This is a genomic window from Azorhizobium sp. AG788 (assembly GCF_943371865.1).
Lineage (GTDB): Bacteria > Pseudomonadota > Alphaproteobacteria > Rhizobiales > Xanthobacteraceae > Azorhizobium.
In genome coordinates, this window is sequence record NZ_CALRWL010000012.1 from 81,163 (window position 1) to 103,149 (window position 21,987).

Here is a 21,987-nt window from a genome sequence, read left to right on the forward strand (position 1 = left end):
TTATTCCACTTCGCCGGCTTCTTCAAATTTAATGCCTCGAGCGATTTCGTTCAAGGCATTCCATAGTGTTGACTTATCAACCAGAACTTCATCTTCATAAGTATCAAATTTAATGCCGGTATTCTTAATAAAATCCAAAACCTCCGGCCTATCAAGATATCCGAACGGGAGTATGACTCTATTCACATTTGATTTAGATATCTTTATCGGCGAATTTATTGTTATCTCAATCGTTGTGGCCGGGGGATCAAAATGGTTTAACTCAGATGAAGCGTTAACGAGTGCAGCCCAGGACGTTAATAGACTTTGCCCCTTCATTTCAGCTGACCACGCGCAGAAACGCCCCATAATATAGTTTTCATTTGTTCCAAAAAATGTCGCTATAAACCGACCTATGTCAAATCTTCCGCTCGGAATGGAAAAGTAACTGATCGTTTCATCCAACTTATCTTCATATGATTCTGTAGAAAAAAATTTTGAATACTTACCAGACGCCAGCCCACCACTATCAAATGGAATCGCTCTGACATAGTTCAATATTGACTCTTGTCCGAATGCGAACGAAACCTCGTTTATCACTGCCCCGCCATTCTTCAATGTATACGACGGCTTTCCATAAAACACAAAGACAACCCCGTTTCTATCAATTCTTGACCTAAGCTCGCGGCATGAAATTATATTTGCAAAGGCGCTATTATTTGTGCTATGAAATACTCCAATAAATGGCGTATATTCGTTTGTCGCGACGATCAAATCTGCTAACGTCATCGGAATATCTCGCGCCTACCAGAGTTCCACGGTTTACTCACAGCATAACGGAACGCATCGATGGAGGACATTTTGCACATGTATCTCATCATATCAACTGACGGCGTTGCTCAAATTCAAACCAATCGTTTTTTGGTGGCTTCCTATGCAAGCTATTAAACACATGCATCGCGCCCCTCTCTATACAGTAATTGCAAAACTGCCGGCAGGGGCCTGTGCGAACGCTCTTGATGTGAAGCGCTGCCCGGCCTTCGGGAGGGCTTTAAAGACGCTTTGAACCGTGGCACGCTCCATGCCAAAGATGCCGCAGCAGTTAGAAGGAGCCCTCGAACTGCGCGGAATGCTTGATCCCAAGTGGCCCGAATAGTCCGCAGACATCGGCGTGGACCCACGGCTCGAACATCCCGCGGCGTGCTACGAGCGCTCTGTTGCCGATGCAAAGGCGCAACGTGCGCGCTGCATCGCGGACATCACAGCCCGCGATGACCTGCTCTCACCCGCTGAAGTCGGCGAGCTCCTAAACGTCATAAAGGGCACGGTTAATACCAAGCGCCAGAACGAGAATACGCTGGGCTCGTGCAGGCGGCGGCCGCAGGAGCCGTGGAGGCGGCATTCATCTCACCAATTCAAACTCGCCCTGATCCAGCCTGCATTCCGCCCCCCCTCTCCCCCTTTGCCCCATTTCCCCCTATAACCCCCGGCATGCTCGACCCGACCGCACCCATCCCGGCCGAGGCCGGCGCGAACGCTCCTGATTTCAAGCGTCGCCGGACCTTCGCCATCATCTCCCATCCCGACGCGGGCAAGACCACGCTGACGGAAAAGCTGCTGCTCGCCTCCGGCGCCATCCGCCAGGCAGGCCAAGTGCGCGCCCGCGGCGAGCGCCGCCGCACACGGTCCGACTGGATGGAGATCGAGCAACAGCGCGGCATCTCCGTCACCTCGTCGGTCATGACCTTCGAGCGCGACGGCATCGTGTTCAACCTGTTGGACACGCCGGGCCATTCGGACTTCTCCGAAGATACCTACCGCACCCTCTCGGCGGTGGACGCGGCGGTGATGGTCATCGATGCCGCCAAGGGCATCGAAAGCCAGACCCGCAAGCTGTTCGAAGTCTGCCGCCTGCGCGACATTCCCATCTTCACCTTCATCAACAAGGTGGACCGGGAAAGCCTCGATCCGCTGGGCCTGATGGACGACATCGCCGCTACCCTGGCGCTGGATCTCACGCCCTTCACCTGGCCGGTGGGCATGGGCACCGACTTCCGCGGCATCATCGACGTGCCCAATAAGCGCGCCTTCTTCGCCACTGAGCGTGGCGGGCCGCTGCTGCATGAGGTCAAGTTCGAGGACCCCATCGACCTCTTAGGGCTGGAGCTGGAGGGCGTGCCCGAGCGCATCGTCGAGGAGGCGGTGGAAAGCCTCTCCCTGGCGCTGGGCGTGCTGCCGCCGTTCGAGCTGGAGAGCTTTCGCGAGGGGCATCTGTCGCCGGTGTTCTTCGGCAGCGCCATCAAGGAAGCCGGCGTCGCCGAACTGCTGGCGGGCCTCGGCACCTTCGGCCCCAGCCCTTTGTCCCGCAGCGCCAATGGCCGGATCGTCGAGCCGGAGGAGACCAATGTCTCCGGCTTCGTGTTCAAGGTCCAGGCCAATATGGACCCCAACCACCGCGACCGGGTCGCCTTCGTGCGGCTGTGCTCGGGGGTGTTCAAGCGCGGCATGAAGCTGTTCAACGCCCGCGAAAAGCGCCACATGGCCATCGCCAACCCGATCTTCTTCTTCGCCCAGGAGCGCGAGACGGTGGACGAGGCGGTGGCCGGCGACATCATCGGCATTCCCAACCACGGCATGCTGCGGGTGGGCGACACGCTCTCTGAAGGCGAGACCATCCGCTTCGAGGGCATTCCGGACTTCGCCCCGGAAATCCTGCGCCGGGTGCTGCTGGCCGACCCGATGAAGAGCAAGCAGCTGGCGAAAGCCCTGCACGACATGGCCGAGGAAGGGGTGGTGCAGGTGCTGCGCCCGATCACCGACCCCTCCCCCATCGTCGGCGTGGTGGGGACGCTGCAGCTGGACGTGCTGTCCTCGCGGCTGGAGAAGGAATATGGCGTGCCGATCCGCTATGAGGGCGTGTCCTTCGTCACCGCCCGCTGGATCATCGGCGAGCGGGCGGAGGTGGAGCGCTTCAGCGAGACGTCGCGCTCCTCCATCGCCCAGGATCGCGACGACCAGCTGGTGTTCCTGGCCCGCAGCCAATGGGTGCTGGACCGCGCCATCGACGAATGGCCCAAGTTGAAATTCGTGGCGGTGAAGGAACGCGGGTAATCGCGTCTGCGACGACAAAGATGTTCGCGTTCCCCCGGGCGTCCGGCGCGGCGGGGAGAGCGGAATTGCAAGGGGTTGGGCAGGTTTGCGCCGCAGGGCGGCGGGCCATGCCACACGTTGTCTGAAAAGGGGAATTTCATGTCCAATGCCACTCTCCGCTCGGATGATCCGGGCCTGGCCACGATCATCGACGGCGCCTTCGCGCGCATCGGCGAGATCGATTCGTCCACCACGGGCGAGGTCCGCGACGCGGTGGAGCACGCCTTGTCGCTGCTGGATTCCGGGGCGGCCCGGGTTGCCGAACCGCTGGCGGACGGCGCCTGGCAGGTCAATCAATGGCTGAAGAAGGCGGTGCTTTTGTCCTTCCGGCTCAATGACATGGACATCATCGCCGGCGGCCCCGGCGGGGCGCCGTGGTGGGACAAGGTGCCGTCCAAGTTCGCCGACTGGACCGCCACCGAGTTCCGCGCCGGCGGCTTCCGCGCCGTGCCCGGCGCCATCGTCCGCCGCTCCGCTTATATCGCCCCGAATGTGGTGCTCATGCCCTCTTTCGTGAACCTGGGCGCCCATGTAGGCGAAGGTACCATGGTAGACACCTGGGTGACCGTGGGCTCCTGCGCCCAGATCGGCAAGAAGGTTCATCTGTCTGGCGGCGTGGGCATTGGCGGCGTGCTGGAGCCGCTGCAGGCCGGCCCGGTGATCATCGAGGACGACTGCTTCATCGGCGCCCGCTCGGAAGTGGTGGAGGGCGTCATCGTGCGCCGCGGCAGCGTGCTGTCCATGGGCGTGTTCATCTCCGCCTCCACCAAGATCATCGACCGGGCCACCGGCGAGGTCTTCATCGGCGAAGTGCCGGCCTATTCCGTCGTCGTGCCCGGCGCTCTGCCGGGCAAGCCGCTGCCGGACGGCACGCCCGGCCCCTCGCTCTATTGCGCGGTGATCGTGAAGCGCGTGGACGCCCAGACCCGCGCCAAGACCTCGATCAACGACCTGCTGCGCGACTGAATGTCGGCCGCCCTTCGGGCCCCGTGAAGGGGTGCTCGGAGGGCGGATCTGGAGCCAACCTTGCATCGCATGGGGTGCAGGTAAATTTCCCAGTGGAAAGCGGCTTGCCAGGGCGCTCTGAACCGCTATATTCCGCCGCCTTGCCAGGGCGCGGCGCTTCAACCGGCGCCGGGATTTTTTCCCGCTTTGACAAGGTCGCATGGGCACCTTTTCGCCCGGCGGCGTCATGGATCGCATGAGGGCGCGCGCGCCACCTTCGACCCAGACAAAGTTCCGCGCCGCCGCAAGGCCGGCGCTGTGGAGAGGTGGCCGAGTGGTTGAAGGCGCACGCCTGGAACGCGTGTATACGGGCAACCGTATCGAGGGTTCGAATCCCTCTCTCTCCGCCAGCTAATACCATCAAGTCATTGATTTCTAGGCGTTTTTGCAGGGTGCAGGAACATCAACCCCAGCGTGTGCCCTAGCGACAATTTAGTAGTTGGCACGGACGGCGAAGGAATCGCCCGTCGAGCCGATACACGCCCGGCAGCTCACAGACATTGGACGGCCCCAGCGCCGGGAATTTGACGTGCACCCTGTCGGGGTGCCTTGGACCTTCCAGTACTCGTTCGGACAGGAGAGCGGCGCCTTCCTCGGATCGCCGCTCTCCATAGACCGTTCGGATGAGCTCCTAGTCAAAGCTGGAATGAGAATCACAGGGAAGCGCCAGGCCCCCGACGAAAAGCACGGCCTTAGAAGGCATCAATCCTCACCGGTAGGCGCCCGCCACAATGGGGACAAGGCTTCGGTTCCGCCAGCTCGCCAGCCAGCTCCCTGAAATACCGTTGGCTTATGCAGGTTCCGCAGGACGGTATGGCCTCCTTTATGGCCGCCCAGCTATGCGCGCCAGTATCACGGCTCTTGTTTCCTCCAGCTGCGCTTCTCGGTTGGCCATTATCGTCCGCACCGATCTGAAGTGATCGCCGCAGGCGGAAAGGAGCCGTCCATGAGCCCGCGCCGTCCGCCCCCGGACGGCGCCCTTCCCTCACCAGCTGATCCTCAGCGTCCCCGACCCGCCGAAGCTGCTGTAGCTGGACGCGATCTGGCCGTCGAACGCCGCCGTGAAGCTCACATTGGCGCTCCCCGCCAGTTGCAGGCCCGCATGCACCACCGCCGCATCGCTCACAGTGGGCAAGGTGCTGCCGCCGAAGCTGAAGCCGGGCAGTTCCAGGAAGCTGCGCGACACCTCCCGGTTGGGCAGGAAGTCATGCATCCAAGCCAGGCGCAGGAACGGCGCGATGCGCAGGCCATGGTCCATGCGCGCGGCGCCGTCCAGCTGGATGCCCAGATAGGCGGGCAAGGCGGTGATGCTGGTGTTGGCATAGGCCAGTCCGCCGGACAAGGTGGCGAAATAGTCCGAGGTGCCGCCCTGCCAAACCTGCATGGGCTGCAGCGCGGCATAAGGCGTGAGGTGCGCCGTGCTGCCGGGAATGTCGAACGTGTAGCCCGCCTCGATCCGCCCGGCGAGGATGGCGCTCTGGAAACCGGTGGCGGTGAGCCCGTTCAGGCCGAGGGCGTAGAGATTGCGATCCAGGGTCGCGCTGCCATAGCCGCCATAGGCAATGCCGGACACATAGGCCGGGCCATGGCGCACCATGCCATAGACCCCGAGGCCGCCATAGCTGGTGGCCAGCGATGCGCTGGGCGCGGTGTTGCTGAACCGGCCGTCGGTGAGGTTGAGCGCGGCGCCCAGCAGCACGGGCGCACCGGGCAATTCGCCGTCGATCCCCATGGCGCCGCCATAGGCCTGGCCCGACAGGCCCGCGCCGGTGCTGGCCGTGGCCATGGTGGTGGCCCAGGCATTGCGGGCGAGCCAGCTGGTCTCGCCGTCCGTGCCCGCACCCGCCCCGCCGGAGCGCCCCGGACGCGCGCTCGGGGTGCCGATCCGCCAGCGATCCATCTGGGTGTTGATGGCATCCAGCGCCATGCTGGTCTGGTTGAGGGTGGCTTGCGGCACCAGCGACACCGCATCGCCGCCCAGAATGCCATAGGACCCGTCCAGCGCGGACAGCGTCGGCGCATTCAGCACCAGCGGCACCACCGCCTGGAAGAAGGGCGAACTGCCCCGCGCCTGCACCGCCGTCACCGCCGCCCCGATCTCGAGCCCATGGGCCGAGAGCCCCGCCGGCATGAAATTGATGGTGGTGTTCAGGGCAAGGCCGTTGCCGAGGCCGGAGAGACCGTAGGTGACCACGGCCGTATCGCCGGCGATGCGCAGGCCGTCGAGCGAGAGGCCCTGGTCCGCGCTCACGAACCCGGTCTGGGTGGTGCCCGCCGCCACCGTGCCCGGATTGACGATCTGCGGCCGCAGGGTGCCGCCGAGAGAAGCCGTCCCGGTGATGCGGAAGGCATCGGACTGGACCGTCTGCGGGCTCACCCGCACCACCAATGTTCCGCTGGCGGTCTGCACCAGGGAGCCGTTAAGGACAGTGGTGGACAGGCCGGTGGCGCCGCTCTTCAGCGTGCCGGCATTGGTGAGCACGCCGGTGCCGCCGAGGTCGAGGGACGTACCGGCGAGGATGATGCCGGACGCCAGGTTCTGCACCGTGTTCGCCGCGCCGCTGGCGAGGCTCAGATTGCCCAGCAGCGTGCCACCATTGGTCACCGCCGCATAGCCGTTGACGGTCTTGAGGGCGAGGCCGTCGGCGCCATCCACGGTGGAGATCGAGCCATTGTTGTCGAGAATGGTCTGGGCGCCGTCGCTGGTGATGCCGGTGCCGCCCGCGCCGCCGATCACGAAGGCGCCGGACGCGATGGTGATCAAAGGATCAGCATTGCCTTGCGCAGAGATGCCCGTGGCGCCGGCCCCGGTGGCGGTCACCGAACCGCCGCTGCCCAGCGTCACCTTCACATATCCGCTGGTGGCCGCACTGCCGGAGACCAGCGTCATGGTGGTGCCGTTCATGACCAGGCCGCCGCCATTGTTCACCGACTGGGCGATGAGGCCATAGGCCCCAGCGCCGGTGGCGATGATCGGCGCGTTCACCAGCACGGTCACCGTGCCGCCGCTGCCGTTTCCGGCCGGGGTGTTGCTGGTGAGGGCCGAATTGTCGGTGAACGCCGCGCCGCCGCCGCCGCCGATGGATTGCGCCAGCACGCCCACCGCATTGGTGCCGGACGTCTGAACCGCGCCACCGACCGTCACCACCACGGTGCCGCCATCCGCTGCCGTGCCGCTGCCGGCGAAATTTACCGTGCCCGCGCCCTGCCCGATGCCGCCACCACCGCCGATGGACTGGGCGATGATGCCAAGGGCCGCCGATCCGGTGGTGACAATGGGGTTTGCGGTGGTGACGGTGACCTGACCACCGGCGCCACCGCCGCTGCCGCCAAGGTTGAGAGTGTTGGCCTGCACCGTGGCAATGCCGCCACCGCCGCCGATGGACTGAGCGATCACGCCGTGGGCGAAAGCGCCGCTGGTGGTGATCTGGCCGCCGTTGAATGTGAACGAGACGGTGCCGCCGGTACCGCCCGCCGATCCGCCCAAGGTCACGGTGCCACTGAGCGCGGTGCTCGATTGGTTCTGCGCCGGCAGGCCGATGATGCCGCCGCCGCCGCCGATGGACTGCGCCACGCCCCCGAGGGCCCGTGCGCCGGACGTGGTGATCGTATCGCTGATGAGGAGGCTCACCGTTCCCCCATCACCGCTCCCGCTTCCCGACGCGCCGAGGGTGCCGGTATAACTGGAAGTCAGTGCCGTGCTGCCGTCGCCGTTCATCAGCACGCCGGCAAGGCCGCCACCGCCGGCGATGGATTGGGCCACCACGCCATAGGACTCCACGCCCGTCGTGGAGACGTAGCCGTAGTTGGCGAGGCTCACTTCGCTGGCGTCCGCACCGACGCCGCTGGTTCCGCCCAGTGAGAGCGTGACGCTGCTGGTGGCGAGATTGCCGGACACATCGGCCACGCCGGAGGCGACACCGCCGCCGCCAGCAATGGACTGCGCCACCACGGCGGGGGCGAACGCCCCGGTGGTATAGGTGTTCATCACATTGGAGACGGTCACGGTGCCGCCGATCCCGCCCGCGCCGCCATTGCCGCCGAGGGCAATGCCGCCGGCGTAGGTTGCGCCCTGCGCACTGGTGCTGCCTGCGGCCACCACATCGCTGGTGCCGCCGGCCCCGCCGCCGCCGCCAATGGATTGGGCGAGCAGGCCAATGCCACCGGCGCCGCTGGTGGTGACGACGGTGCCGTAGCCGGTGTTCAGGGTTACCGCCCCGCCCGCCCCGCCCGCGCTCCCAGTGCCGCCCAGCGCGAAGCTGGCGGTCACGTCGCTGGAGCCGTTGACGCTGCCATTGGTGACACCGCCGATGCCGCCGCCGCCGCCCACCGACTGGGCGACGAGGCCATAGGCATTCGCCCCCGAGGTGGACAGCACGATGGCGGCGCCACTCCCATTATAGGTGAGAAAGGCGGTGCCGCCGTCTCCGGCCGCCCCACCCGAGCCGCCCACGGCAAGCGCGGTGGTGACAGTGCCGCCGCCGCTGGCCCCGCCCGTGGACGAACCGCCCACCCCGCCGCCGCCGCCCACCGACTGGGCAATGATCCCCGCCGCATTGGCGCCGGTGGTGGCCAAGGAACTGGCGTCGTTCACGCTCACCGCGCCGCCATCATTGCCCGTTCCTCCCGCGCCGCCGATGCTGAGCGAGGCCGCGGTCTTGCCATTGGACGCGCTGGTGTGGCTGGAGCCGGCGGAGCCGCCGCCGCCGCCCACCGACTGGGCGAGGATCCCGGTGGCGCCGGCGCCAGAGGTGGAAATGCCGCCTTGGACGTACACGTTCACACCGCCGCCCAGTTGGCCGGTGCTCCCCGAGCCGCCGAGCGCCATCGATAGGTTTGCATTTCCGCCGCTGGCGGAGGTGGCATTGGCCGCCCCCGCCGCTCCACCGCCGCCGCCGATCGACTGGGCGAAGATGCCATAGGCATTGCTGCCACTGGTGGTGATGGTGGAATATTGCGTGACACCGACCGTCCCGCCGATGCCGCCGGTGCCGCCTGAACCACCCAGCCCCAGGCTTAGCGCATACGTGCCGCTGTTGGCATTGGTGGTGCTGGCCCCGCCCGCGCCGCCGCCGCCGCCCACCGACTGGGCGAACAGACCGTAGGACGTGGCGCCCAGGGTGGTAATAGGTGCAGAGGAGATGACGCTCACCTGCCCGCCCGCACCGCCGCCACCACCGGACCCGCCCAGGCCCATGGCCAGCGCCACGCCGTTGGAATTGGAGGTGGAGGTTCCCGTGCTGGACGCGCTGGACGATGCGCTGGAGCTGTCGCTGGTGCTGCCGCCCGTGGCCGCTGCGATCAGCGCCCCGCCGGACCCGCCGCCGCCACCCACCGACTGGGCGAAGATGCCGTAAGCGGTGGCTCCCGAGGTGGCGATGCCGGAATAGCCGTTCAGGGTGATCGGTCCGTTCACCGTCACAGCAACGGTGCCGCCGGCCCCGCCGCCGCTGCCCGAGCCGCCGAGCCCCAGCGCCAGGGACATGGTGCCGCCGGAGGAACTGGTGGTGGATGACGAACCGCCATTGCCGCCGCCGCCACCGATCGACTGCGCCACCAGGGCGCTGGAATTGTTGCCGGCGGTCTGCAAGGTGCCCAAGGTCATCACGGTCACCGTGCCGCCATCGCCGCCCGAACTGCCACTGCCGCCCATGGACAGCGAGACGCTGTGTTCATTGGCCGAGGCGTTGGCGGTGCTCGACCCGCCATTGCCGCCGCCGCCGCCCACGGACTGGGCGAACAAGGCCGCTGAATTGTCCGACGCAACCGTGGGCGCGCTGGCCCCGGCCAGCGGAATGCCGGTGAGGATCGCGGCATAATTGGTCACGGTGACCGCGCCGCCGGTGCCGCCGCTGCCCGCAGACCCGCCCAGGCCCATGGCCAGGGCATTGCCGCCGGTGGTGGTGTTCTGGCTGCCGTTGCCGCTGGCCTGGCTCGCGCCATTGCCGCCGCTCTGCCCGGCGCTGGAGGTGGTCTGGGTGCCGCTGGCGCTGCCGCTGACGGCACCGGTGGAGGCTTTGGTGGTGGAGCCGCTGGTGGACTGGGTGCCGGGCGCACTGGCCGCGACGGTGGTGGAGCCGCCAGTGCCGCCGCCGCCGCCCACCGACTGCGCGAACAGGCCGACCGCCTCCGCTCCGAGCGTATTGATATAGGTCGTGGCCGCCGTGCTGCCGCTGGTCACGGTGACGGTGTTGCCCGTGGCGCCATCGCCGCCGAGGCCGCCGAGGGCGAAGGTGACCGCCGCTTGCCCGCCGGCGGTGGTGCTGGACGATGAGCCGCCGCTGCCGCCGCCGCCGCCCACGGACTGGGCGAAGATGCCCGCCGCCTGCTGGCCCCGGGTCTGGATGTTGCCGCTGGCGGTCACCGTGACCAAGCCGCCGGTTCCGCCGGTGCCGGCCGCACCGCCGAGACTCACCGAGGCTGCATAGGAACTGCCGTCCGCATTGCTGGAGGCCGAGCCGCCGTTACCGCCGCCGCCGCCCACCGACTGGGCGAAAATGCCATCCGACAAGGTGCCGTAGGTGATGATGCTCGAGACGGACGTGACCGACACCTGGTTGCTGCTGCCGCCTTGGCCCGCCGTGCCGCCGATGGCCAGTGAGACGGCGATGCCGTTGGCCGGCTGGTCGGACTTGGCGCTGTTGGCGCTGGAGCTGGACGAGGAGAAGGAGGACGCCGCCGAGGAGACGCCGGCGACGGTATTGGCCGCGCCGGCACCCGCCACCGATGTGACGCCCCCCTGCAACTCGCTGCCCTGGCCGGCACTGGTGTTGGTGGAAGCCGCCCCGCCATTGCCGCCGCCGCCGCCGACGGACTGGGCGAAGATGCCGTCGGAATTGGCGCCGTAGGTGGTGAGCGCGCCGCCGGTGGTGACAGTCACCGTGCCGCCCGCACCGCCACCCGCGCCAAAGCCGCCGATGGCGATCCCTGCCGCATATTGATTGCTGGAGGCGGTGGCCTGCGACCAGCCGCCATTGCCGCCGCCGCCGCCGATGGATTGGGCGATGATGGCTGCGGACTGCGCGCCATAGGTGATGACGCTGTTATAGGTGAGATCTTTGTTGCTGGAGACGGTGACCGTGCCGCCGGTGCCGCCAGTGGCGCCGCCGCCACCGATGGCCACCGCCACCGACCCGGTGCTGGCGATGGCATTGGCATCGGCCGAGCCGGCATTGCCGCCGGAGCCGCCGATGGATTGCGCCAGAATGCCCGGCGCCAGATCATTGCCCAGCGTGCTGGTGCCCACCTGCACGGTGCCGGTCTGGGTCACGTTCACCGTACCGCCGGAACCGCCGGAGGCGCCGCTGCCGCCCACCGCGACCGCGGCGGAATAGCCGTCCACTTCGGACCCTGCGCCCGACAGACTGAAGGCGCGGCTCGATCCGCCATTACCGCCGGCGCCACCGATGGACTGCGCCAGGATACCCACCGACTGATAGCCCTGGGTGGAGATGCTGGCGGCGGTGACGCTGACATTGCCCGCATTCTCGCCGGCCCCGCCGCCACCGCCGGTGGCGCCCGCGCCGCCCACCGATACCTTGGCATCGCCGCCGCCGGTGGCACCGGAGCCGGCGATGGCGAAGCCGCCATTGCCGCCCGAGCCGCCGATGGATTGCGCCAGGATGCCCGGCGACTGGGACAGCAGCGTGATGATCAAATTGGTGGCGGTCACGGTGACGGTGCCCGCGCTGCCGCCCGAGCCGCCGCCACCACCCAGGGTGACGTCCGAGGCAAAGACAATGGACCCCGCCGCAGCGGCGCTGAAGCCGCCATTGCCGCCATTACCGCCGATGGACTGGGCCAGGATGCCCGGCGAAATCAGGCCATTAGTGGTCAAGCCGCCGTCGGCGCTCACCTGAACGTCCCCGCTCGTGCCACCGCCGCCGCCGCTGCCGCCCAGTCCGACGCTGGCCGCTCCGGCCCCGGCCAGCGAACCGGCAATATCCCAACCGCCGCTGCCGCCGGCGCCGCCGATGGACTGGGCGATGATGGCGGGAGACTGTTGGCCGGCGGTGGAGATGGTGCCGCTGAGCTGGCTGATGCTCACCGCGCCGGCCGTGCCGCCGGCCCCGCCGCCACCGCCGATGGTGGTGGTGGCGCTGGCGCCCGACGACAGGCCCGCGGCCACCGCAAAGCCGCCGGTGCCACCGGCTCCGCCAAGCGACTGGCCGACGAGCCCGGCCGACAGCGGCCCCACCAGGGTGACGTTTGCGCTGTTGGTGATGGTGACCGCGCCGCCGGTGCCGCCCGTGCCGCCAGAGCCGCCCACCTCCAGGCTGGCGGTGAATGATCCCGAAACCGAGCCGCCCACCGCGAAGCCGCCGGACCCACCGCCACCGCCGATGGACTGGCCCAGGATGCCGGGCGCATTGCCATAGGTGGCCGCGCCGCTGGCCACCGTCGACGTGGTGGTCACGGTGGAATAGGTGGTCGTCGCAACCTGCTCCGTCCCGTAGGTCGGCTGCTCTTCTGTATAGCAATAGTCGGTACACACATAAACCATGTGATAGCCAGTGATCACCTGCTCAGTCGTATAGGTGGTGGTCGCCACCTGCTCCGACGTGGTCTGCGTCACCGTGGCGGGCGAGACGATGTTGCCGTCGTTGGTGATGGTGACCGTGTTGGCGGAGGAACCGGCGCCGCCGCTGCCGCCCACGGCCAGGCTGGTCGCGCCCTCGAGGCTCGCATTGCCGCTGGCGGCAAAGCCGCCATTGCCGCCGCCGCCGCCGATGGACTGGCCAAGGATGATCGCCGCCCCGCCGCCGGCCGCGCTGAGGGTGCCCCCCGCATTCTCGATGTAGACGGTGTTGGCATAGTTGCCGCTGCCGCCGAGCCCGCCAATGCTCGCGCCGAGCGTCGGGCCGAGCGAGAGCGTGAGCGAGGTGGTGTAGCCGCCATTACCGCCGCCGCCGCCGATGGACTGGACGGCGATGGCGCTGGACTGGTAGCCGCTGGTGGAGATGTTGGCGGAGCCGGCGGCGCCGGAATCGGTCTTGTTATAGGCATAGGCCCAGCCGCCGGTGCCACCTGTGCCACCCGTTCCGCCGAGCGCGAGGCTCACCGCCGCCACCTCACCCGCGGTCACCGAAATGGCGGCGCCGCCATTGCCGCCGCCACCGCCGATGGACTGGGCGAGAAGGCCGGGCGAACGATCCCCCGTTGTGGTGATGTTGCTGCCCTGGTTGATGGCCGAGGCCGTGACACCATAGCCGCCGGAGCCGCCCTTGCTCCCGATGGCCAGGGCGACGGAGGCCCCCTCCGCAATGCTGCCGGCGATGCTGGCCCCGGCATTGCCGCCGCCGCCGCCGATGGACTGGGCCACGACACCGGGCGAGTCCGTGCCAGAAGTGGTGATGTTGACCCCGCCGGTCCCCGCGAAGGCGTTGCCGCCATTGCCGCCCGAGCCGCCGGAGCCGCCCACGGCGAAGGAGAAGGCCGCGATTTCGCTGCCGGACAGCGAGACGGAATAGCCGCCATGCCCGCCGCCGCCGCCGATGGACTGGGCCACAATGCCCGCCGAGCCGGTGCCGTCGGTGGTGATGGCGCCGCCGTTGAACGCACTCAGCATCAGCGCGCCGGAGGTGTTGCAGGCGGCGCCATAGTTGGCGCCGGCATCCCCGCTGGTGCAGTTCACGGTCACCGCACCGGCAGCACCGCCCGAGCCGCCCGAACCGCCGTGGGTGATCGAGGCGCCGGTCGTCAGGCTCAGCGACAGCGCCACCGCGCCGCCGCCCGTTCCGCCGCCACCGCCGATGGACTGGGCCACGATGGCGGGGGAGTTGATTTCCTGCGTGGCGATGCTGCCGGTATTGGTGACGGAGACCAGGCCGCCCGCGCCGCCATCGCCGCCTGCGCCACCCATGGCGATGGAGGCGCCGGCAATGGACGCCGCCACGCCAAATCCGCCATTGCCGCCGCCACCACCGATGGATTGCGCCTGGATGCCAAACGCGCCGCCCGCACTGCTGCTGGGCGCCGCGCCGCCATTGCAGGAATTTCCGGTGCAGATCTGCGCGGTATTGGTGACCAACACGCTTCCGGCGGCACCGCCGCCGCCGCCATCGCCCCCGGTTTCGCTGCCGCCGACCAGGACTCCGGTCACGCCGCTGCTGAACGCCAATCCACCGGTGCCGCCGCCGCCGCCGATGGATTGCGCGGCGATGCCGACGGCCGAGGCGTTGGTGAGCGTGATGGTGCCGGTATTGTTGACCGTGACGCTGCTGCCGTTCCCCGCCGGGCCACCATTGGCGCCGATCGCATTCAGCCCCGAGGAAACGCCGGCATCGCCGCCGGCGCCGCCCACGGACTGGGCTTCAATGCCGCGCGATCCCAGCCCCGCGGATACCAGGGCACCGGAATTGGTGACGCTGACGGTTCCGGCTCCCGCCCCATACCCGCCGTCGCCGCCGGAGCCGCTGCCAGTAAAGATCCAATAGCCGTTTCCGCCACCGCCGCCGCTGGCGCCGTAGCCGCCGACGCTCTGGGCATAGATCACGATGGCCTGCTGGGCCTCGATGGCGGCGGTATTTTTGACGACAACGCTTCCGCCGTCCCCGCCGGCGCCACCATTGCCGCCTTTGCCGCCGGGGCCTCCCCCGCCACCGGCGCCGCCATTGCCGCCGAGGCTGATCACGGCAAGGCCAACGGCCCCGGATGCCGTCGTGGTGACGGGCGTTGAATTGGTCAACTGGGCCAGGCCGCCCGTTCCCCCGGTGCCGCCGCCCCCACCTTGGCCGTTGTCGGTGTCCGTGCTCCCCCCGGTGCCGCCGGCGCCGCCGGCGCTGTAGACGTAGATGCCGGTACCGGAGAAATAATTCCCTGACCCGCCCGTGGTCGTGATCTGGACGGTGCCCCCGGCGCTCCCATTGGCGCCCGAGCCGCCATTCGAGTTTGCTCCCGTACAGATGACGGAATCGCTGCTGTTGCCGCCATGGCCACCGGCACCGCCGGTGCTGCCCGCGATGGCAAATGTCCCCGCATAAGAGGCACCGGCGCTTAGCGAATCCGTATAGGTCTCGGTGATCGTGGGCCCGGCGGCGCCGCCATGGCCGCCACCGACATTGGCCACCAAGCCATTTTGCGGACAGCCGTAACCATAGCTGCCCGCGCTGCCCGACCCCTGATTGTTGTTGAGATAGCTGGGACCAAGCGTGACATTGCTGGTCTGTGCCGCCGCCGGGCCGGTGGCGCAGGCCCCGGCGAGGGCGATCATCAGCGCGAGGACATGCGGATATGAGCGCGTCGACCTGCGATGGTCCAGCCCCCCAAGACGCGCCATCGCACAACCCCACGTCTCAGATGCGCCCCACGCAACACCTGCAGCTCGCCCGCAGCCACGCACCCAACGGAACAGCCGTTTCTTCACTGGCGATGGCCTCGCGTGAAGGCAACGTCACTTTCTGATATGCGGGGATTATTGCCTGATGCTTGCCGGCGCCATGGTGCAGCCCATGGTTGAGGAGTTCCGATTGTGCATAGTCCATTGTTTGGCGGCGGGGCCGTCGATCGCTTCCAGGCACACCCGCTTCTCCCTGACGCCACTTCCCTCGCCGCCGGGCTCGCCTTGGCGCGCTTCAACGGCAGCTGGCTGCGCAACCGGCTGCTGAACGATCGGGGCCGGTTCCTGCTCGCCTTGCTGCTGCTGGATCTGCACCTCAACGAATGCGGCGGGCGCGGGGTGACCGCCGGGCGGATCCGGCGCGAGGCGCTGCGCTACGACATCTGCAGCGGCGGCCGCGTGACGGCCTTCCTCGCCGCGTTGCGCTTCGGAAACTTCCTGGTGGCGGCATGCGATGTGGACGAGCGTGAAAAGCGCCTGCAACCCACGCAGGCGCTGCTCAACCTCCATCACGAGCGCTGGATGAGCTTGCTGCAGGCCATCGCCATCATGGATGCCGACGCCGTGCGCCGTGCCGAGGCCTTGCCGTCGGACGTATTTCTGTCGCGCTGCACCGGCCGGCTGGCGGAACTGTTCCGCACCGGCCTGCGCCTGCTCGATCTTGTTCCGGCCCTGCACGCCTTCGCGGAGCGGGATGCGGGGATCGCCATGCTCCTGGCGTTGTATCTTGCCGGGAGCCCCGGGGGGACGGTGACCGTGGCGGACGCGTCCCGGACCTTTTCCGTGTCACGCGCCCATGCCAGCCATGTCCTGCAAACGGCGCAGCGCAACCACCTCGCCGTCTTCCATGGCCCCCGCCTGGGCTATGCCGGAACGGCCGAGCTCAAGGCGGTCATCGAGCGATTCTATGCGGTGATCTTCGCCGTCATCTGCTACGCCATCGACGTGTGACGCACCGGCCGGAGCGTCGCCATGGCCGTCATCACGCCGCGACGCGCACCACCAGCTTGCCGAAGTTGCGGCCGTCCAGCAATCCGATGAACGCCTCCGGCGCCGCCTCCAGGCCATCCACGATATCCTCCTTGTACCGGACTTGGCCGGATGCGATCCACGCCGCCACCTCCTTGGCGAAGGCCGGTCGCTGATCGGAGAATTCGCGCTGGATGAAGCCGCGAATGAGCAGGCTCCGGCTTAGAACCTCACGCATGACTCCCGGGAGGCGGTCGGGGCCGGGGCGCGGGGCCGCATCATTATACTGGGCGATCAGCCCACAGACCGGCACGCGCGCGAAGTCATTCAGGAGCGGGAAGACCGCGTCCCAGACCGGGCCGCCGACATTCTCGAAATACACATCGATGCCGTCCGGGCAGGCGGCCTTGAGCTGCGCGGGAAAATCGGCCGCACGATGATCGACCACCGCATCGAAGCCAAGTTCATCGCGCACGAACGCACACTTTTCCGCGCCGCCTGCAATGCCGACGGCGCGGGCGCCTTTGATCTTGGCGATCTGCCCGACCGCCGACCCCACGGCCCCGCTCGCGGCCGCCACGACGACGGTCTCGCCAGGTTTGGGCTGGCCGATGGTGAGCAGTCCCGCATAAGCGGTGAAGCCAGGCATGCCGAGAACGCCCAGCGCGGTGCTCACCGGGGCGGCTGAGGGATCAAGCTTGCGCAGGCTCGCGCCCTCCGCCACGGCGAAACTCTCCCATCCGGAATGGGAGAGAACCACATCGCCTTCGGCGAAATCGGGATGACGGGATCGCACCACCCGTCCGACCGTTCCCCCTTCCATCACATCGCCGATTTCGATGGGCTTGGCGTAGGATTTTCCCGGGTTCATCCGCCCGCGCATATAGGGGTCCAATGACAGGAAGAGGATCCTGAGCAGAACCTCGCCCTCGCCGGGCGCGGGGAGCGGGGCGCTCACGAGCTTGAAATTCTCGGCCGTCGGCTTGCCGGTGGGACGGCTCGCCAGGAGGATACGGCGGTTGCTTTCGGTCATGCCCTGGTCTTTCGTTAATACTTGAAAATGATACCGCTATAATTGGAATGGATTATGAGATGAAACATTTCTGATAGCCATTTATTAATTTCTCGTCCCGAGCCCGCATGCCGTGGAACTGACTGCTCGGACGCATACCTTTGGCTGGATCGGCTCCCAGGGTGCGACGAGCCGCATCCCTGCCGACGCCCCGCCGCCGCCGATGAAAGACGAGATTTCCAGTCGATCGATCGTTTCGCAGCGCGGACGCACCTGAGCGCGTGATCAGTTTTTTCGCCCGCGGCCGTGATCTCTCGCGCTGAAGCCTCACGCCGGATGCCTCAAGGCGGCGAACGATCCGCGGTGCGCCGACAGGTCGCTGGAGAGGCCAGCGGCCTCGAGGATGCCGCGCCGTTGCCGGACCTGCTCACTCAAGCTGCGGTGGGCACCTTCGGCGCCGACCGGGCACGGGAGATGGTACATCTGGGACGGTGTACGCCCTCATCTGCGTCCCCTGCGTTTTCCTTACCCCACCGGAAACCCCTTCGCTCGAAAACGCTTAGAGCGCGGTGCGCGCGCGGATGGCGGCGGACAAGGTGCCCTCGTCCAGATGATCCAGTTCCCCGCCCACCGGCACGCCCTGGGCGAGGCGCGAGACCTTCACCGCCGTCTCGCGCAACAGGTCGGTGATGTAATGGGCGGTGGTCTGGCCATCCACGGTCGCCCCCAGCGCCAGAATCACCTCGCCCACATGGCCGTCCCGGACCCGCGCCAGAAGCGAGCCGAGGTTGAGGTCGTCCGGGCCGATGCCGTCCAAAGGCGAGAGCACGCCGCCGAGCACGTGATATCTGGCATTGATGGCGCTGGCGCGCTCCAGGGCCCACAGGTCCGCCACATCCGCCACCACCACCAGCACATGGGGATCGCGGTGCGGATCGGTGCAGACGGTGCAGGGATCGCGGGTATCCACATTGCCGCAGACCCGGCACACCACGATCTTGCCCAGCGCCTCGCCCAAAGACGCGGCCAGCGGCGCCATCAGGGTCTCGCGCTTCTTGATCAGATGCAGCGCCGCCCGCCGCGCCGAGCGCGGCCCCAGCCCCGGCAGGCGGGCTAGCAATTGGATCAGGCGCTCGATTTCAGGGCCGGCGACCGCTCGGGACATGGAGGGGAGCACTCTTGTGAGGGGCAGCCCCAGATGTAGCGCGCCCCGCCGCCCGCGCCAACCAACGCACCGACGCAGGCCCTCCCCGCGCAGCGGCCTGTATCTGGCATGGGGAATGCCAGAGTTTCTTGCCTGCACGGCGGGCAAGCTGCTACAAATTTATGCAAATAGCGTGCGACAGGCGCGGGATGGCCGGCTGTCGTCGGGGCCCATGCCGAGACCGCACGGGCGCCGCAGGAGGATTTTCCGTGCACCCACTGCTGTTGCGCCTGATCCCGGCCCTTGGATCGGTGAGCATTGCCGAGCGGGTCCGGGCGGGGGTGGGCGCCCTGATCGGCATTCTGCTCACCGGCCTCGTCACCCGGCTGGCGTTGGGGGAGAGCGCCGCGGTGCCGCTGCTGATCGCCCCCATGGGCGCATCCGCCGTCCTGCTGTTCGCGGTCCCCGCCAGCCCGCTGGCCCAACCCTGGTCGATCCTCGGCGGCAATCTGGTGGCCGCGCTGGTCGGGGTGACGGCGGCGACCTGGATCACCAGCCCGTTCCTGGCCGCCGCCGTGGCGGTGGGCGTTGCGCTGGCGCTGATGCTGTCGCTACGCTGCGTGCACCCGCCCAGCGGCGCGGTGGCCCTCACCGCCGTGCTCGGCGGACCGGCGGTGACCGCGGCCGGTTATGGCTTCGTGCTGGTCCCGGTGCTGCTGAATTCGGCCATCCTGCTGGCGGTGGCGCTGGCATTCAACCCGCTCACCGGGCGGCGCTATCCCCATCTCGCCGCGCCCGCGGCACCGGCGCAGGACCCGCCGGCCCAGCCGGCCCTCGGCGTCTCGCGCGCGGACGTCGCCGCCGCGCTGAGCGACTATGGCGAATTGCTCGACGTGGACCCTGCGGACCTGGAAGACCTGCTGCAGCGGGCGCAGGTCCGCGCCTTTCAGCGCCGCTCGGGCGAAATCACCTGCGCCGACATCATGACCCGCGATGCGCTTGCGGTGTCGCCGGGAACCCCGATCAGCGAGGCCTTCGCCCTGCTGCGCTCCGGCCGCATCAAGGTGCTGCCGGTGACCACGGAGACCGCCCGCGTGGTGGGCGTGTTGACCCAGACCGATCTGCTGGACAAAGTGGAGTGGAGCAGCAAGGGGCCGCGCCTCGGCTTCCTGCGGCGGGCGCGCCAGTCGCTTCAGCGCGGCCGGGCGCTTGATGCCGTGGTGGGAGAAATCATGACCACGCTCGTGCACACCGTGACGCCCCAGACCCGCATCGCCACCCTGGCCCCCTTGATGGCCCAGAGCGGGCTGCACCACCTTCCCGTGGTGGACGACAATGGCCAGTTGGCGGGCATCGTCAGCCAGGCGGACCTGATCACCGCCTTGATCCACGACCGGGGCGCCGACCGCGCGATGACCGGCGCAGCCGCCACGGCCCGCGCCTCATGACCGGCCTGGCCCGCACCGGCACCATCGACGAGACCACCATCGCCCGCCTGGTGGACACCTTCTATGCCCGGGCGCGGGCAGATGCCCAGCTCGGCCCGGTGTTCACGGCGGCGGTGGAGGATTGGCCCACGCACATGGCCACCCTCAAGGCCTTCTGGTCGTCGGTGATGCTGCGCAGCGGCCGCTACAAGGGCAATCCCTTCGCGGTCCACAAGGCGCTGCCGCTCCAGCCGGAGCTGTTTGCGGTGTGGTTGGGCCTGTGGCGCGCCACCACGGGGGACATCTTCACCCCCGAAGCGGCGGCGCTGTTCGACCAGAAGGCACTCCAGATCGCGCAAAGCCTCAAGGCCGGGCTGTTTCCCTTCCGGCCGCAGGAGGCTGGCGCGCCGCTGTGAGGCGCCGCCCGCCCTGTCAGAACAGGTTGAGGCCCGGCGGGATCGGCAAGCCGCCGGTGAGATCCTTCATCTTTTCCGCCAGCACCTTCTCGGCCTTGCCGCGGGCATCGGCCAGCGCCGCCACCAGCAGGTCTTCCAGGATCTCGCCCTCGTCGGGCTTGAGCAGGCTGGGGTCGATGCGGATCGCCTTCACCGCGCCCTTGGCGGTCACGCGCACGCTCACCAGCCCGCCGCCGGCGGCGCCGTCCACCTCGACGGTCTCCAGTTCGGCCTGAATCTGCTGCATGCGGCCCTGCAGTTCCTTGGCCTGCTTCATCATGCCCATGATGTCCATGGTGGGTCTCCCGGAGCGCGTGGTGAACGGAATATCGTGCTGGTTTAGAGCGGCCCCGCGCGCGGATGTCCAGCCCGGCGGCGGTGTCACAGGCCGCGCAGCGCGTCGCGCCGGACCAGCCGGGACAGCAGCCGCACCACCGCCGGCCGGGCCGCATGGGCGCGGGCGGCGCGGATCGCGCTGATCTCGCGCGGATAGGACAATGCGTGCGGGCTCAGCTCCATGGCCCGCATCACCGCCGCTTCCGCCTCGTCCCAGCGACCCGCCTTCATCAGGAAGCGCCGGTATTCAAACAACAGCGGAATATGGTCCGGCAGCAGGGCCATCGCCTCGGCAAAGCGCACCTCCGCTTCCGCCCAGGCGCCATGGGCCGCCAGCACCCGGCCATGGGCCACAAGGTACCAGGGATCGTTCGGCGCCAAGGCCACCGCTTGTGCGGCGAGGGCCAGCCGCCGCGGGCCGGCCAGACGCGGCAGGCGCAGGGCGCGGGTGGAGAGATAGCGCGCCGAGGTGTCCCGCAGCGCGCGCACCCTGACCTCGCATGCGGCGGGATCGAAGCGGCCGGCGGCGATGGCGCGGATCGTCGGCCCGAGCAGCCCCAGCTCCTGCAGCAACGTGATGCAGGGATGCCCGCCATCGGGCAGGCGCACAGGGCGGGCGCGCATCTCCCGACCGATCAGCCGGGCATGGCGCCGGTCCTGCGCCTTGGAATCGTAGAATAGAAACGCCTCGGCCTGCGCGCCCACCGGCAACTGGTCCCAGAGCTGTGGCAGCCCTTCGGCCAACCGGCGCCACCGCCGCTCCCAGGGCACCCGCGCCGGGTCGATGCTGTATTGCGGGGAAAAGGCGATCACCCGCGCCGCATTCAGCACACCGGAAAAGCGATAGGCGGCATAGCCGCCCATGCTGCTGCCATAGGTGATGACCGGGCGCTCTGGCGCGATCCGTGCGCGCACCTGGTCCAGCGCTGTCCGCATCTGCGGATATTGATACCACGCATTGGTGGTGTGGATGACGTGGTAGGTCTCGAAGCCGTGCTTGGCCAGGAAGGCCTCGCCAAATCCCGCACGGCCCGGCGGGAGGGGATCGCCCAGCGAATCGAAGGTCACGAACACCGGGCCGTCATCGGCGCCCGGCACCCGCACGACCTCGAACTCAGGCGCCCTGAAGACCTGTTCCCGCATCAATCTGGCGCCCCCACCGGACACCCCCA

At 67.9% G+C, this 21,987-nt stretch carries 11 protein-coding genes and 1 tRNA gene; 6 read left to right on the forward strand and 6 right to left on the reverse strand.

Going from position 1 to position 21,987, the window contains the following annotated elements:
• A complete protein-coding gene (locus tag AAG816_RS09675; RefSeq protein ID WP_341989397.1) occupies positions 1–768 on the reverse strand; it encodes a hypothetical protein in 768 nt (255 codons plus the stop codon).
• A 702-nt stretch (positions 769–1,470) separates the two neighbouring features.
• Between AAG816_RS09675 and AAG816_RS09680 the strand changes: the two genes are divergently transcribed.
• The 3 genes from AAG816_RS09680 to AAG816_RS09690 all read left to right on the forward strand — a co-directional run bounded on the left by AAG816_RS09680 (position 1,471) and on the right by AAG816_RS09690 (position 4,484).
• A complete protein-coding gene (locus AAG816_RS09680) occupies positions 1,471–3,090 on the forward strand; it encodes a peptide chain release factor 3 (protein WP_341989398.1) in 1,620 nt (539 codons plus the stop codon).
• Positions 3,091–3,228: 138 nt separating this feature from the next.
• Positions 3,229–4,095 (forward strand): 2,3,4,5-tetrahydropyridine-2,6-dicarboxylate N-succinyltransferase, encoded by an 867-nt coding sequence (gene dapD / locus AAG816_RS09685; RefSeq protein ID WP_341989399.1) that lies wholly within the window; start codon positions 3,229–3,231, stop codon positions 4,093–4,095.
• A 299-nt stretch (positions 4,096–4,394) separates the two neighbouring features.
• A tRNA-Ser gene (locus AAG816_RS09690) sits at positions 4,395–4,484 on the forward strand.
• Between the two features lie 635 nt (positions 4,485–5,119).
• On the opposite strand, the gene AAG816_RS09695 is transcribed toward AAG816_RS09690, so the two are convergent.
• Positions 5,120–15,346, reverse strand: coding sequence for a hypothetical protein (locus tag AAG816_RS09695; RefSeq protein WP_341989400.1), 10,227 nt, complete (start codon positions 15,344–15,346; stop codon positions 5,120–5,122).
• A gap of 258 nt (positions 15,347–15,604) precedes the next feature.
• Here AAG816_RS09695 and AAG816_RS09700 point away from each other — a divergent pair, with 258 nt between their 5' ends.
• On the forward strand, positions 15,605–16,423 hold the full coding sequence (locus AAG816_RS09700) for a hypothetical protein (protein WP_341989401.1): 819 nt from the start codon (positions 15,605–15,607) through the stop codon (positions 16,421–16,423).
• Positions 16,424–16,454: 31 nt separating this feature from the next.
• Here AAG816_RS09700 and AAG816_RS09705 read toward each other — a convergent pair whose 3' ends face one another.
• Complete coding sequence (locus AAG816_RS09705; RefSeq protein ID WP_341989402.1) at positions 16,455–17,474, reverse strand: NADP-dependent oxidoreductase; 1,020 nt, start codon at positions 17,472–17,474, stop codon at positions 16,455–16,457.
• 538 nt (positions 17,475–18,012) lie between these two features.
• Positions 18,013–18,618 (reverse strand): recombination mediator RecR, encoded by a 606-nt coding sequence (gene recR / locus AAG816_RS09710; RefSeq protein WP_341989403.1) that lies wholly within the window; start codon positions 18,616–18,618, stop codon positions 18,013–18,015.
• Positions 18,619–18,866: 248 nt separating this feature from the next.
• On the opposite strand from recR, the gene AAG816_RS09715 reads away from it, so the two are divergent.
• Together AAG816_RS09715 and AAG816_RS09720 are read left to right on the forward strand one after the other, a co-directional pair.
• A complete protein-coding gene (locus AAG816_RS09715; protein WP_341989404.1) occupies positions 18,867–20,045 on the forward strand; it encodes an HPP family protein in 1,179 nt (392 codons plus the stop codon).
• Positions 20,042–20,440, forward strand: coding sequence for a group III truncated hemoglobin (locus AAG816_RS09720; RefSeq protein ID WP_341989405.1), 399 nt, complete (start codon positions 20,042–20,044; stop codon positions 20,438–20,440). Before AAG816_RS09715 ends, AAG816_RS09720 begins: the two co-directional genes overlap by 4 nt.
• Before the next feature lie 16 nt (positions 20,441–20,456).
• Here the strand turns inward: AAG816_RS09720 and AAG816_RS09725 are convergent, their stop codons facing one another.
• Positions 20,457–20,774 carry a YbaB/EbfC family nucleoid-associated protein gene (locus AAG816_RS09725; protein ID WP_341989406.1) on the reverse strand — a complete coding sequence of 106 codons (318 nt, stop codon included), beginning with the start codon at positions 20,772–20,774 and terminating at the stop codon, positions 20,457–20,459.
• A gap of 86 nt (positions 20,775–20,860) precedes the next feature.
• The gene (locus AAG816_RS09730; RefSeq protein WP_341989407.1) at positions 20,861–21,958 is read right to left on the reverse strand and encodes a tetratricopeptide repeat protein; all 1,098 of its coding nucleotides are present in this window, start codon (positions 21,956–21,958) and stop codon (positions 20,861–20,863) included.
• Positions 21,959–21,987: the final 29 nt, after the last annotated feature.